Raw genomic sequence first — 13,259 nt, forward strand, 5'->3', positions numbered from 1 at the left:
TATCATCAAAAACATGGTCATTACAACTAAAAAATGATTATTAAACAAATTTCTTTAGGCGATTTAACTGCCGAACAATTCTTACAAGAATATTGGCAAAAAAAGCCCTTATTAATTCGCCAAGCGATTCCTCATTTCAAACCGCCTATTACGCCTGACGAATTGGCGGGTTTAGCCTGCGAAGAGGGCGTTGAATCCCGGTTGATTTTAGAAAAACACGGCAAACGACCATGGGAAGTGCGACATGGCCCTTTTCCTGAGTCGGTTTTTGCCAAATTGCCGAAAACCCATTGGACGTTACTGGTGCAGGAAGTCAATCGCCATGTGCCTGAAATTGCAGATTTAATGGATCAATTTAATTTCGTTCCTAGCTGGCGATTAGACGATGTCATGATCAGTTATGCCGTTCCACAAGGATCAGTCGGGGCGCATACGGACAGTTACGACGTTTTCTTACTACAGGCTTATGGACAACGCCGTTGGCATATTAGCCATGATGCAGGTGAGTTTCAACCCGATTTAGAATTGAAAATTTTGCAACGTTTTCAAGCTGAACAAACGTGGGATTTAGACCCTGGAGATATGCTTTATTTACCGCCTCATATTGCCCATCATGGCGTGGCATTAAATGAGTGCATGACGATTTCTATTGGTTTTTTAGCTCCGAGTTATCGAGATTTATTACAAGATTACGCCCAATTCATTGCCGACGAATTATTTACCGATGAACAACGCTATTCTGATCCAGATTTAACATTGCCTGCGCATTCAGGTGAATTAAACGCGCAAAGTTTGGCTAAAATTTGTCAAATTATTCGTCAAATGCCGATGGAAGAAGATGCCATTCAACATTGGTTTGGTTGCTTTATTAGCGAAAGCCGCGCAGGGACAGAATATGAAACCCCAGATATGCCTTATAATGTGAAAACATGGTGGAAATCATTCGCTGAATCGGGTTATTTACGTCGCCAAGCGCGGGCTTTTTTTGCCCGTGATGCAGAAGGCTATACCTTGTTTATTGAAGGCTGTGCTTTTTCTTTGGAAGAAGCAGAATATTTTGCTGCACCTTTATTAACAGGACAGCGGGATTTTGTGTATCAAGAAGTTGTGGAAGTTTGGCCAGAAAGTTTGGTTAAATTATTATGTGATTGGACAAATCGAGGTTGGTTTTATTTTTATGAATTATAAAAAAAAGAAGAAAAAAATCGCTATCACCAATATCTTAACCATTGCCGGTTCTGATCCCAGTGGTGGCGCGGGAATCCAAGCTGATTTAAAAACATTTTCGGCTTTTGGTGCTTATGGCATGGCGGCTATTACGGGATTAACGGCGCAAAATACCCAAACAGTCACCGCAGTGCATTATCCGCCTGCCGAATTCTTACAAACGCAGTTAGACACTTTAATCGCTGATGTGCGAATTGATGCCATTAAAATTGGTATGTTAGGGACTGTGGAAAATATTCACGTGGTTAAAACATTTTTGCAAAATCATGCCTTTAAACACGTGGTATTAGATACGGTTATGATTTCTAAAACGGGATCGCCTTTACTAGATCAAAATGCAGTGAATGCACTGCGAGAATTAGCCCTATTTGCCACTGTTTTAACGCCTAATTTACCCGAAGCGGCAGTGTTATGTGAAAAACCCATTCCCAATACCATTGATGCCATGTATGAATTCATGCCCGAATTAAAGCAATTAGGCGCGAAAAATGTGTTATTAAAAGGCGGACATTTAACACAAGATTCATTGGCTATTGATCTTTTCGGCGATTCGCAAGGGCTTGTCATTCCCATTTCTGCTGACAGAGTACAAGGTATTGCTCGACATGGTACGGGTTGTACTTTATCAGCCGCCATCGCAGCCGTTTTACCGCATTGTGCTACTCCATTTGAAGCCGTACAACACGCAAAAATCTACGTCTCTGAAGCCATTGAAAACAGTAATGTTTTACAAGTAGGCTCTGGACATCCGCCTGTGCATCACTTTTACGCGCTGTGGGAGTGATACAATTATTGTAATAATACGTCATAACGCTGTCATATTTTAACCGCACAATGCGAATCCTAATGTTTAATGACAACCACCTCACTATTTCAGGGAGTGTTTTTTATGAAAAATGTATTCACAGCAGTCAGTCTTGCTGTTGCTACCGCCGTGGCCTTGCCTGCGGTGGCTGCCGTTGATCCCACTTTAGCTGTGTACGAAAAAACCAGTGGTGTTTCTGGTAATTTGTCCAGCGTAGGTTCAGACACTTTAGCCAACCTGATGACGCTGTGGACAGAAGAGTATAAACGCTTCTATCCCAACGTAAATATTCAAGTTCAAGCGGCTGGTTCTTCCACTGCGCCTCCCGCTTTGACCGAAGGCACAGCAAACTTAGGCCCCATGAGCCGTGCCATGAAAGATCAAGAGAAAGAAGCCTTTGAGAAAAAATTCGGCTACGAACCTACTGCCATTCGCGTTGCCATCGACGCTTTAGCCGTTTTTGTGCATAAAGACAATCCCTTAGATGGCTTAACCTTGCCACAAGTTGACGCGATTTTCTCTTCAACCCGCAAGTGTGGTCATGCTACAGATATTGCTACATGGGGAGAAACAGGTTTAAGCGATGCGTGGGCAGGTCGGACTATACAGTTATACGGACGTAACTCTGTGTCAGGCACCTATGGCTACTTTAAAGATGAAGCCTTGTGCAAAGGTGATTTTAAAACCAATGTAAACGAACAACCCGGCTCGGCTTCTGTCGTGCAATCAATCAGTGCGTCATTGAATGGCATTGGCTATTCTGGTATTGGTTACAAAACCGCAGGCGTGAAGGCTCTGGCAATCGCTAAGAAAGACGGCGAGCCTTTCGTGATGGCCACCGAAGAAAACGCCATGACAGGCGAATATCCGCTGTCTCGTTTCCTCTACGTTTACATCAACAAAGAACCCAACAAACCGTTATCGCCATTAGTGGCTGAGTTTATGAAACTGGTTTTGTCTAAACAAGGACAAGATGTGGTTTTAAAAGACGGTTATGTGCCAATTCCTAAAGCAGTTTCTGAGCGCGAAATGGTTAAATTACAATAATTTAGCGATGCGTTAAAACAATAACGATCTTATCGATTTCTATTAAAGACCTGTCTTTAACCCGCGTTAGCGGGTTTTTTTTTGATATTAACAGGGATCAATTCCCTGTTTTATTCAGACGCTGCATTTTGCTGTACAAAGTGGTGCGATTAATCCCCAAAATTCGAGCGGCTTGACTGAGGTTATTTTGACTGGTTTTTAATGCGGCATTAATATAACGCCGTTCCCATTCTAATAAAACATCATCTAAATAAAAATTGCCTTTATGTAATTGGCGAGTAATCACATCATCAGAAGAATCGACCATTTCAGGTATAGATTCAATTTTAATTTCAGTTTCTAATTCATTGGCTAATTGCTCACGAGTCACTGTTTTCTCGTTATATTTAGCACTAAGACGAATCACAATATTGCGCAATTCGCGCACATTACCGGGAAACTCGTATTGTAACCACAATTCTTTGGCTTTATCATCCAGTGTGAAACGGCTGCCCATTTTTTCATAAAATTTTTGAAAATGCGCCAATAATGCCAACTTATCTTCTCCACGCTCGGCAACGGGAGGAACTTTGATGGTTAATACGCTTAAACGATGGTACAAATCGGAGCGAAATTGACCACTTTTCACTTCTTGCAATAAATCTCGATTGGTCGAAGCCACAATGCGGGCTGTCGATTTTTTCACTTTTGTTTCGCCCAAACGATAATATTCCCCATTTTCCAACACGCGCAATAATTTAGACTGCAATGGCATGGGCATCTCGCCGATTTCGTCTAAAATCAATGTACCATGACTGGCTTCTTCAAAAAAACCCACCCGCGCCGTTGCCGCCCCCGTAAATGCCCCTTTGGCATGACCAAACAATTGCGCTTCTAATAATTCACTGGTAAACGCCGCACAATTCACAGTCAAACACGGTTGATGCAAGCGATCACTTTGGGTATGCAAACTTTGCGCGACTAATTCTTTACCGCTGCCTGATTCTCCTTGCACCAATACGGAAAAAGGTAAATTGGCAAATTGTTGAATTTGCGATTTTAAGGTCTGCATGGCCAAACTTTCACCAATTAAATCAACGGGTTTGGCTTTCTCTTTAACTTGTTGTATTTCCTGTTGTTCTGCCGATAAAATCATTAATTGATGTTTTAAACGGCTTTTTAATAAACCCAAATCCGCACAAGGTTTTGGAATAAAATCAACCGCACCTAATGTTAAGGCATGACGAATATTATCTAAACTGTCTTGTCCTGATAAAACCAGAATTTTCATATTCGGGTTAAAATTTAACAATTCTTTGATTAAAGAAAAACCCTCATCAGGCGTATTGGTAGAAGGCGGCAAACCTAAATCAACTAAGGCAATATTAGGTAAAATAGGTAATTTATACAACAATCTTTTGGCTTCATCTCGATTAAAAACAGGATTCACATCAAATTCTGTTTTTAATACAAAAGTTAATGATTCACTAATTAGCGGATCATCATCCACTAATAAAAGACGAGGAAGTTCAGACATTATCGATAATCCTTTGATTAAGCGTGATGAAAAAATTTTAATTATTACAATAAATTAAGCCAATTCATTATGTAGCCAATTTAAATAAGCAGGCAACCCTTGTGCAATATCAAATAATAATAATTCTGGTGTTTGATAAGGATGATGTTCAATAATAAACTGCTCAATAGCGGGATAATAATCACGTTGTGATTTTAATAATAACAACCATTCCTGATCTGTTTCTACTTTTCCTTGCCAACGATAAATAGAAGTGATTTGCGGCACGATATTGACACAAGCGACTAATTTCTTTTCAACCAATTGATAGGCTAATGTTTCAGCCATTTCTTGACTGTTGCAAGTGGTGAGAAAAAGGCAATAATTTGTCATTTTTAAAAACCCAATTACAGAACAAAGAAAATAGAAAATAAAAAAATCCCTACCACCAAACCATCGTGCGATTAAATCCCGCTTGATTGGCCGCAGCCAACATCACTTCAGCACGATATAAAATATCTTCTTTAGTGATTTCGGCAGATTCAATAACCTCTGATAATTGATCTTGATTTGACTCAGAAAAAGGTGCTTCATTTTGCATAATATTCTCTAATTCTGATTGACTTTCTTCATCGTGAATTTCTTCAATATTATGCGCTGCGCCAATGCTGACAGTAATTTTTATTTTCCCATGATTTGCCAGCGGCAATTCTAACATTTCACAACGTTTTCTAATGCGTTCAGCCACGACAAAAGAGCCATCAATCGGCGTATTGGGTAATAATAACGCCACTTGCGAATGATTATAACGACAAGGAATATCGATTTCTTGACGAATTGCGCCCATTACCACCCGCGCTACCGCTAATAACACCAATCGGCTATTTTGCGCTCCATATTTAATCACTATATCCTGAAAATGATCAATATCAATTAACAATAATGACACCGTACACCCATGCCGCTGACAACGGGCAAATTCCTCTTGCAATCGTTTCTCAAAATAAGTGTGAGAATGCAAACCGGTTAAACTATCTACGGTGGTTTGTTTAGCCAGCGTTGCATTTTCTAAAGCAGTTTCTAATGTCACCGCCAATAAAGTTTGCAAACGCTCAAAAATATGAAGCTGATAAAAAGCCGTTATATCCTGCCCCGCCCGCGCTAGTAATAAAACCGCTTGCAAACGCCCCGCAGTATTGTATAAAGGAACGCATAAACATTGCAAAGCCACTGCGCCATTATCCTCGCAAGGAAAAGGATAACGATCCACCAAACGACAAGGATAACTATCTATGTGTGCATTCTTTTTAAGAAAGGTTTCTATAGGAGTATTTTTTAGCGATATAGTTTTTTTAGGAAAAGTAATTTTTTCGTCTAATAATCCTGCTAATAATAAACCCGTTTCTGTGGATTGAATCAGGAGTAAAGCCGCTTGATCGGATTGTCCTAATTTGGCCACGGTTTGTAATAATTGTCGAATTAAACGTTCCATTTTTTTAAACACAATAGTAGGTGAACTGCACGGCGCATGACGGCGAAAATCATTAGATGCCATGCAATATCGCTACCCATTTTTTATCCTCCTTTTTTCATCGTTTTACCTTCAGCAGCGCGTTGTTTTCTCACGGCTTTTGGATCGGCAATGAGAGGGCGATAAATTTCAATACGATCTCCCATACGCACTGTTTGGGCTAATTTACAGGGTTTGCTAAAAATACCTATTTTATTTTGATTCAGATCAATTTCAGGAAATTTAAGCAAAATGCCTGATAATTCAATTGCTCGCTGCACAGTCGTATTTTCAGGCACGCGCAAAGGAATAAGCACTTGTTGTTCTAATTTGGCATAAGCCACTTCAACCGCCAATAATGGCGGCGTTATGGTATCATTCTCATTTTTTTCCATAGCATTCATGCGCCCGTTTAATAAAAGCATCGATTAAACTACAGACAATTTGCGTAAAAACAGGAGTTAATGTTTTGCGTAATAAAGGATTAGAAATTTCAAAATCCATCGTTAATGCAATTTTACAACCCGATAGCGTATCATCGCCTAAAGATTGAAAAGTCCACAAGCCGCGTAAACTTTTAAAAGGACCTTCTATTAATTCCATTTTAATTGACTGATTGGGGACTAAATCATTGCGCGTAGTAAACCCCGTTCCCAAAGCAATGCTGCCCATTTTAATCGTGGCATCAATTCGGGTTTCGCTGCGAAAGTGTACCTCAGTGGCTTTGCACCAGGGCAGAAATTGTGGATAATTTTCAATGGCATTCACCAATTGATACATATTGCTGGCACTATAAGGCACTAAAGCCGTTTTATGAATATGCTTCATGGGTGGTTTATTCCCCGCATCAATAACATAACAATCCTCCAAAAATAAATCACTTTGTTTTTATTAGTAATGGGCGAGATAAGGTGGCAAAAATTAATTTTAATAATAAATCATGTTGCGCTGTGATATTAGAAATCATTACGGTGGCACGGACGCTGTTTCTGGAAATTTTAACTTGTTGGCTGCAATTAAAATTGGGATGCTGATTAATTTTTCTTAATGTTAAAATAGCCATCCCCAAAGCCCATAAACAAAAACGACGAATACCGATTTCTTTTTTAGGAATTAATAAAGTATAGTCTAACGCATTTTTTAAATGTTCCGTCGCAATAGCAATCAGTTCTTTTAATCCAGAGCCGAATTTATCATGATATTGTTCAGGGTTTAATTGCTGTAAATCAAATTCGTGAGCAAGAAAAATATCCCGCGGCAACCAACACACCCCCCGCTGCCAATCATCCCAAATATCTTTTAAAATATTGGTCATTTGCAAACCTTGACCAAAAGAAACCGATAATAAATATAATTGTTTTTCATTCGCCGCAATGTCAGGAGAATAATCACAAAATAATTCCGTCAACATTTCTCCCACCACACCCGCAACATGATAGCAATAACGATCTAATTCGGGTAAATCGGCTAATCCTGCGCGGCTGCAATGTTGTTGAAAATGACTCATGCCCGCCGTCATAATCTGCACACAACGCAATAAACTCGCTTGTTGCCGCGCGTTAAAACAATGGGTTAAACTCACCACGGTTGCCGTATGGGCAATTAAATCGCGTTCCGCAGGCAATATCGCAGCAGATAATTGGGGAGTTAATGCGTGAGCAAATTGTTCAGCAGAATAATCTCCAGCTAACACTTGAATAAATTGTTGAGAAAATATTTTTTTAATCTCAACCGATAAATCAGGATCATCTTCAATGGTATCCGCAATGCGACAGAGTAAATAAGCATTTCCCACTACGCGACGCAACGGTAATGGTAATTGAGGAATGGTTAAAGCAAATGTGCGAGAAACTCCTTTAAGAATTTCATTTTGATAATTTAAAGCATCAGAATCATTGCGCATTGGGTTTTAAGGTGACAAATGAGAATAAAACGGGAATTCATACCACCATAGTTCGGATAGTTTTAGTAAATACCAAAATAGTCCCAACCACTAAAAAAACTTTAATAAAGAGAGCCTGATGGTTAGACAATAGCTATTTTCTACAACAACATTTAGACACCGACCTAGAATTAGCGGCTGAAGGCCGCTGCTGTAAAAAACGCTTACTATAGCAGAATGATGGGATTGATAGAACTGTTCAAAATATGAGTTTCTGCCTTCCCCAGCCTCTTTACTGCTGGGCGAGGATTGTGGCATTACGGAATATTTTTGTTTATGACCTACCTATTCCCCCTCTTGAGAAACTATGTGACAATAAGATATAATCTGAGTTACTTACAATAATACATACTATCCACAATTTAAGGTTTCTTAATTTCATGTCTTCTTCCACTGAAATAACGCTATAGCTACGGCAACGTAAAAAGAATATTCAAACCTGTGAAGTTTCCTACAAATTTGACAGGTTCAGATTATCTTTTTATAGTGCCTCAGCTATATATCCCCTCACTTCTTCTCAACGTGAAATCTGGTTTGACCAGTTATTACATGCTGAACTGCCGCTTTATAATATTGGTGGTTATACCAAGTTAGCAGGCGCGATTGATCCTGATTTATTTCAACAGGCTATTGTCTTACTGGTGCAAAAACATGATGCGTTGCGCTTAGTATTGACTGATACGCTGGATGAAGATGGTGTACCGATGCAGCAATTTTTGCCGCAGGTGCCAGTCGCGGTAGAAATGCGGGATTTTTCTCAGGCGGAAAATCCTGAAACAGCCGCTTTGGCATGGATGCAGGCACGATTTATTACGCCGTTTGATTTGCAGGGTAAGCCATTATTTCGTTATGGTTTAATTAAAGTAACTGCTGAACACTATTATTTTTCCCTACAGTATCATCATTTAATTGTTGACGGTTTTGCAATTGCCTTAATTAATCAATCATTAGCAGCAATTTATACTGATTTATTGCATAATAAAGCCATTTATTTAGACAGTCCTATACCAAAATTATGTGAGATATAAAAACAAATTAAGTTTTTATATCTACCTAGACATTAGGTATAAGATACTGTTTAATTTTATTAAACTTAAACACCTTACCTGATAAAAAAGTCTCAAACATACTAGTGACTTCTTTAAAGCTTGATAGACGATGAAAATTCTTTCTGACCCAATTCTTACCTTGAAGCCAAATATCCTCGACTGGATTTTGCTCTGGGGCATTAGGCGCAAATCTTAATAAACGAACTTTCCATTCTGATTCTGGAAGTCCCCCATTTAATTTCTCTAAATAAGTTCTTAAACCTTCAGAACGATGATAACTTGCACCATCCCAAATAATCACATGACGGGCTTCTTTATATCTGTAAATGAGCCAGTTAATAAAGTCTATCGTATATTTTGTATCAGCTTTCTTTGCCCTATCTAAAATAAATTCTCCCGTATAAATATTCACCGCTCCATACCACGTTTGAGAAGTACGATAATTACTCATCTTTATTGACGTTCTTTCTCCTTTTTTCGACCAAACATAACCACAAATATCTCCCCACAACTGATGGCTTTCGTCTTGCATCCAGTACATTACCTCTCCACTTTCTATCTGTTCACGCTCCTTATCTATTAAATCCTTAATCTCTTTTTTTTTAGCTTCTACTTTTACCTCATCTTTTGCCGAATTCTCTTTGTGTGTCTTCTTATAACTTAAATTCGCTTCTTCTAATAATTTAGTATAAGAAGTATTTGAAGAATAGAAAACATCATACTCCTCTTTTAAGTATCTCTTTAGTTCCTCTATTGTTATTGTCTTCTTTTCTTGTATCCAATTAATCACATCTTCTCGTTCACGCGGCTTTAAATACCCTGGCGAGCCTTTATACGCTAACTTTAATCCTTCCACCCCTGACGCTAAATAAATGGCTTTCCATTTATTCACAAATTGCACACTGACACAACACGCTAAAGCCGCTTCCGCACGCACAAAACCAAGCAAAGACATTCTTACTGCCATCGCTCGCTTCACTTCTCTCGCTTCACCTGTTGACATTAACTCTTCCAAATCTTCATATCTCTTGTTCATTATTCTCTCCTATTTGAAAAGTATTATTATACGACTCTGAAAAAATTGGTATATTGGACAAAATCCCACGCCTAATCATAATCGTTATTTTATTCTGCGTTGGGATTTTTCTATGATGGACGGACATGGCTCAGTCGAGGATATTAAACGCGCTTTGCATAATCAAATCAATGCCAGTATTCGCGGTATGGGCATACGCTATCCTGATATATTTAGTTCAGTTTTCATTAACCAAGAAGATTCAATGGAATCTTTTCATCATCTGGTCGAATTAGCACAATCCACGCCGCACAAACTTTATTTACTGATTGATGAATATGATAATTTTGCCAATGAAGTGATGGTTGCCGATCACTCAAATTATGAGACTTTGGTGATGGGCGAAGGTTTTTTAAAAACCGTCTTTAAAAACATTAAAGGCTTGAGCGCAGGCATGGGCATTGACCGCGTATTTATTGCAGGTGTTTCTCCCATTGTAATGAGCGATGTCAGCAGTGGTTATAACGTTGCCAGTAATATCACTTTAATGCCAAAATTTGCTGATTTATGCGGTTTACATGAAACGGAAGTCATTGATGTACTTAAACAAATTGCGCAAAAATGTCAATTATCCGAAGAACAACAGGCAGAAGCTTTAGCCATGATGCGTCGTTTTTATAATGGCTATCGCTTTGATGACAATGAAGACAAAATTTATAATCCCACGCTGGCTTTGTATTTTCTGCGCTATTTACAAGAATATTGCAAATATCCCAAACAAATGCTTGACAGCAATTTAGCGATGGACAGCAACCGTATTGGCTACGTGGCGAGTTTACCGCATGGATATGAAATCATTGCGCGAATTTTAGACCCTGATAATCCACCTAAAATTGATTGGCCTTCGGATAAATTCGGCGTGAAAGACATGTTATTTGGTGCCAAAGACCAGCCATTTATGGCTTCTTTATTGTTTTATTTAGGGGTTTTAACCTTTGGTGAGCGGGATTTTATGGGGCGTTTGACTTTGCAAATTCCTAATTTAGTTATTCGTCGTTTATATCTTGAACGTTTGCAAGAAATGCTATTGCCTAAGTATGAAGATCGTGAATCAATTCGCCATATTGCAGAACATTTTTATCATTCTGGCGATATTGAACCGCTGTGCGATTTTGTTGAAACCCGCTTTTTTCAAGTGTTTGATAATCGTGATTATCGTTGGGCAAATGAATTAGTGATTAAAACCGCATTTTTAACTATTTTATTTAATGATATTTTCTATGTCATGGATTCTGAGCAGGAATTGAACAAAGGCTATGCTGATTTAAGTTTAATTGTGCGTCCTGATATACCAAAATTAAGTCATTCATAAAATTTTTCTGTCAGAATCAGAATTTACAGAATTTTAGGATTTTCAGAATTAAAAAATAAAAAATCTGTTTAAAATAAACGATTTGCAAGAATAAATTTTGAAAATTCTTGTGTCTGTAAATTCTGATTCTGACAAAATAAGGATTCTACGAACCCTATCTTTTTGGTATATGCGCCAATATCAATTGCTTGACCATGTTTTAGAATTCAAATATTTGAAATTAGACGATGTGAAAATGACGGGCAAACAAGCGAAAGAAACACCACGCGCCGATTTGTTAAAACTCGCACCTGTACAGAAATCTATCGAAGAAGCGGCAAAACAATTAAATCATTATCGTAATGCCTTGATAAACCGCTATAAAGTGGAATTACGATTACATACTTATGCGGTGGTGTCGTTGGGGTTTGAGCGGTTGGTGTTTGTGGAGATTGGGGTTTAGATTAACTATTTTTGAAGAGGTGAAAAAATGCAACCCGTTGAAATGATTGTTGTATCTAATACAAGTCCATTAATTGCGCTAAGTAAAATTAATCAATTGCTTATCACCACTTTTCCACATTTCCTTGTCGATAACGCTCAATAACGACACGAATCAGTTGTTGTGCTAATGTGGCTTTAGGAGCGTATGGCAGTTGGATTTCGCCGTCTGACCACAACACCGTTAACGCATTGTCATCGCGTTCAAATCCCCGATCCACACCCACCCAATTTGCGGCTATCATATTGATTTTCTTATTAATTAATTTTTGACGGGCATGTTCAAGCAAATGTTCCGTCTCCGCGGCAAATCCAACAGTGAATACTTTCTGTGTGGCTGCAACGGCAGCTAAAATATCTGGATTACGCACCAATGTCAGTGTAATGTCAGTATCTGTTTGTCCTTTTTTCATTTTTTGTGTGGCGACGGATGCAGGACGATAATCCGCTACGGCGGCTGTCCCAATAAAAATATCTTGATTATCAATTGATTGAAACGTTGCCGCATACATGTCTTGTGCGGATTCGACAGAAATATGTTTTACACCAGCGGGAACAGGCAAAGTAACAGGGCCACTGACTAATGTCACCTCCGCACCCGCCGCCGTGGCAGCCGCCGCTAAAGCGTAGCCCATTTTTCCTGAACTACGATTACTGATAAAACGCACTGGATCAAGAGCTTCTCGCGTGGGGCCGGCGGTGATTAAAATACGAATACCTGCTAAATCGCGGGCTGTCCACAACTGTGCAACAGCATCAACCAAAGCCAATGGCTCTAACAAACGCCCTTCCCCCACGTCTCCACAGGCTTGTGAACCATGAGCAGGCCCGAAAAAATGAACGCCACGTGCTTGTAATCGTTGATAATTTTCTTGAGTAACAGCGGCACGCCACATCTGTTGATTCATCGCAGGCGCAAGCGCAAGCGGCGCAGCACTGGCTACACACAATGTAGTCAGCAAATCGTCCGCATGACCATAAGCCAAACGCGCCAATAAATCGGCTGTGGCAGGCGCAATCAAAATCAAATCAGCCCACCGCGCCAATTCAATATGCCCCATTGCGGCTTCGGCTTCGCTGTCCAATAAATGCGTGTAAACTCGCTCGCCCGATACGGCTTGCAAGGTCAATGGCGTAATAAAAGCCTGTGCATTAGCGGTCATCACCACCTTAATGTTTGCGCCGCGCTCCTTTAAGCGTCGCACTAAATCAGGAATTTTGTACGCCGCAATTCCTCCACCAATCCCCACAATAATTTTTTTACCGCACAAATCTTGTTGCATTTTTTACAAATGTCTAAATAAAAATAATTTAAAA

Annotated in this window: 14 protein-coding genes; 6 read left to right on the top strand and 8 right to left on the bottom strand. The window is 39.3% G+C overall.

Annotation, left to right across the window (positions count from 1 at the left end; translation table 11 throughout):
• Nucleotides 1-33: 33 nt before the first annotated feature.
• The 3 genes from TPSD3_RS06665 to TPSD3_RS06675 all read left to right on the top strand — a co-directional run bounded on the left by TPSD3_RS06665 (nt 34) and on the right by TPSD3_RS06675 (nt 3,079).
• The gene (locus TPSD3_RS06665) at nt 34-1,188 is read left to right on the top strand and encodes a cupin domain-containing protein (RefSeq protein WP_086487802.1); all 1,155 of its coding nucleotides are present in this window, start codon (nt 34-36) and stop codon (nt 1,186-1,188) included.
• Nucleotides 1,178-2,011, top strand: a complete 834-nt coding sequence (gene thiD / locus TPSD3_RS06670; RefSeq protein ID WP_086487803.1) for a bifunctional hydroxymethylpyrimidine kinase/phosphomethylpyrimidine kinase — start codon at nt 1,178-1,180, stop codon at nt 2,009-2,011. Before TPSD3_RS06665 ends, thiD begins: the two co-directional genes overlap by 11 nt.
• A gap of 105 nt (nt 2,012-2,116) precedes the next feature.
• On the top strand, nt 2,117-3,079 hold the full coding sequence (locus tag TPSD3_RS06675; protein WP_086487804.1) for a PstS family phosphate ABC transporter substrate-binding protein: 963 nt from the start codon (nt 2,117-2,119) through the stop codon (nt 3,077-3,079).
• 97 nt (nt 3,080-3,176) lie between these two features.
• On the opposite strand, the gene TPSD3_RS06680 is transcribed toward TPSD3_RS06675, so the two are convergent.
• The 6 genes from TPSD3_RS06680 to TPSD3_RS06705 are packed head-to-tail and all read right to left on the bottom strand — an operon-like array spanning nt 3,177 to nt 7,987.
• Nucleotides 3,177-4,595: a sigma-54-dependent transcriptional regulator gene (locus TPSD3_RS06680; RefSeq protein ID WP_176329763.1), complete on the bottom strand. Its 1,419-nt coding sequence runs from the start codon at nt 4,593-4,595 to the stop codon at nt 3,177-3,179.
• Between the two features lie 54 nt (nt 4,596-4,649).
• Nucleotides 4,650-4,967, bottom strand: coding sequence for a divalent-cation tolerance protein CutA (gene cutA / locus TPSD3_RS06685; RefSeq protein ID WP_086487806.1), 318 nt, complete (start codon nt 4,965-4,967; stop codon nt 4,650-4,652).
• Between the two features lie 49 nt (nt 4,968-5,016).
• Complete coding sequence (locus TPSD3_RS06690; protein ID WP_086487807.1) at nt 5,017-6,129, bottom strand: GGDEF domain-containing protein; 1,113 nt, start codon at nt 6,127-6,129, stop codon at nt 5,017-5,019.
• A gap of 20 nt (nt 6,130-6,149) precedes the next feature.
• Nucleotides 6,150-6,479 (bottom strand): RnfH family protein, encoded by a 330-nt coding sequence (locus TPSD3_RS06695; protein ID WP_086487808.1) that lies wholly within the window; start codon nt 6,477-6,479, stop codon nt 6,150-6,152.
• The gene (locus tag TPSD3_RS06700; protein ID WP_086487809.1) at nt 6,466-6,912 is read right to left on the bottom strand and encodes a type II toxin-antitoxin system RatA family toxin; all 447 of its coding nucleotides are present in this window, start codon (nt 6,910-6,912) and stop codon (nt 6,466-6,468) included. The genes TPSD3_RS06695 and TPSD3_RS06700 overlap by 14 nt, the downstream gene beginning before the upstream one ends.
• Before the next feature lie 49 nt (nt 6,913-6,961).
• Entirely contained in the window at nt 6,962-7,987 is a 1,026-nt protein-coding gene (locus TPSD3_RS06705) for a phytoene/squalene synthase family protein (RefSeq protein WP_086487810.1), read from the bottom strand.
• A gap of 536 nt (nt 7,988-8,523) precedes the next feature.
• Between TPSD3_RS06705 and TPSD3_RS06710 the strand changes: the two genes are divergently transcribed.
• Complete coding sequence (locus TPSD3_RS06710) at nt 8,524-9,054, top strand: condensation domain-containing protein (protein WP_280938415.1); 531 nt, start codon at nt 8,524-8,526, stop codon at nt 9,052-9,054.
• Between the two features lie 25 nt (nt 9,055-9,079).
• Here TPSD3_RS06710 and TPSD3_RS06715 read toward each other — a convergent pair whose 3' ends face one another.
• Nucleotides 9,080-10,111: an IS630 family transposase gene (locus tag TPSD3_RS06715; RefSeq protein WP_086487812.1), complete on the bottom strand. Its 1,032-nt coding sequence runs from the start codon at nt 10,109-10,111 to the stop codon at nt 9,080-9,082.
• A 52-nt stretch (nt 10,112-10,163) separates the two neighbouring features.
• Here TPSD3_RS06715 and TPSD3_RS06720 point away from each other — a divergent pair, with 52 nt between their 5' ends.
• Both TPSD3_RS06720 and TPSD3_RS06725 read left to right on the top strand, forming a co-directional pair.
• Nucleotides 10,164-11,462, top strand: a complete 1,299-nt coding sequence (locus TPSD3_RS06720; RefSeq protein WP_086487813.1) for an AAA family ATPase — start codon at nt 10,164-10,166, stop codon at nt 11,460-11,462.
• A 169-nt stretch (nt 11,463-11,631) separates the two neighbouring features.
• Entirely contained in the window at nt 11,632-11,904 is a 273-nt protein-coding gene (locus TPSD3_RS06725; protein WP_086487814.1) for a hypothetical protein, read from the top strand.
• A gap of 103 nt (nt 11,905-12,007) precedes the next feature.
• Here TPSD3_RS06725 and coaBC read toward each other — a convergent pair whose 3' ends face one another.
• The gene (gene coaBC / locus TPSD3_RS06730) at nt 12,008-13,225 is read right to left on the bottom strand and encodes a bifunctional phosphopantothenoylcysteine decarboxylase/phosphopantothenate--cysteine ligase CoaBC (protein ID WP_086487815.1); all 1,218 of its coding nucleotides are present in this window, start codon (nt 13,223-13,225) and stop codon (nt 12,008-12,010) included.
• Nucleotides 13,226-13,259: the final 34 nt, after the last annotated feature.

The sequence above is a fragment of the Thioflexithrix psekupsensis genome, assembly GCF_002149925.1.
In the GTDB taxonomy this organism is placed as follows: Bacteria; Pseudomonadota; Gammaproteobacteria; order Beggiatoales; family Beggiatoaceae; genus Thioflexithrix; species Thioflexithrix psekupsensis.

Coding starts and splice junctions, on each gene's coding strand:
- TPSD3_RS06725 (WP_086487814.1), top strand. CDS start 11,632: ATGCGCCAATATCAATTGCTTGACCATGTTTTAGAATTCAAATATTTG.
- TPSD3_RS06715 (WP_086487812.1), bottom strand. CDS start 10,111: ATGAACAAGAGATATGAAGATTTGGAAGAGTTAATGTCAACAGGTGAA.
- cutA (WP_086487806.1), bottom strand. CDS start 4,967: ATGACAAATTATTGCCTTTTTCTCACCACTTGCAACAGTCAAGAAATG.
- TPSD3_RS06700 (WP_086487809.1), bottom strand. CDS start 6,912: ATGAAGCATATTCATAAAACGGCTTTAGTGCCTTATAGTGCCAGCAAT.
- TPSD3_RS06695 (WP_086487808.1), bottom strand. CDS start 6,479: ATGGAAAAAAATGAGAATGATACCATAACGCCGCCATTATTGGCGGTT.
- TPSD3_RS06680 (WP_176329763.1), bottom strand. CDS start 4,595: ATGTCTGAACTTCCTCGTCTTTTATTAGTGGATGATGATCCGCTAATT.
- thiD (WP_086487803.1), top strand. CDS start 1,178: ATGAATTATAAAAAAAAGAAGAAAAAAATCGCTATCACCAATATCTTA.
- TPSD3_RS06705 (WP_086487810.1), bottom strand. CDS start 7,987: ATGCGCAATGATTCTGATGCTTTAAATTATCAAAATGAAATTCTTAAA.
- TPSD3_RS06690 (WP_086487807.1), bottom strand. CDS start 6,129: ATGGCATCTAATGATTTTCGCCGTCATGCGCCGTGCAGTTCACCTACT.
- coaBC (WP_086487815.1), bottom strand. CDS start 13,225: ATGCAACAAGATTTGTGCGGTAAAAAAATTATTGTGGGGATTGGTGGA.
- TPSD3_RS06665 (WP_086487802.1), top strand. CDS start 34: ATGATTATTAAACAAATTTCTTTAGGCGATTTAACTGCCGAACAATTC.
- TPSD3_RS06675 (WP_086487804.1), top strand. CDS start 2,117: ATGAAAAATGTATTCACAGCAGTCAGTCTTGCTGTTGCTACCGCCGTG.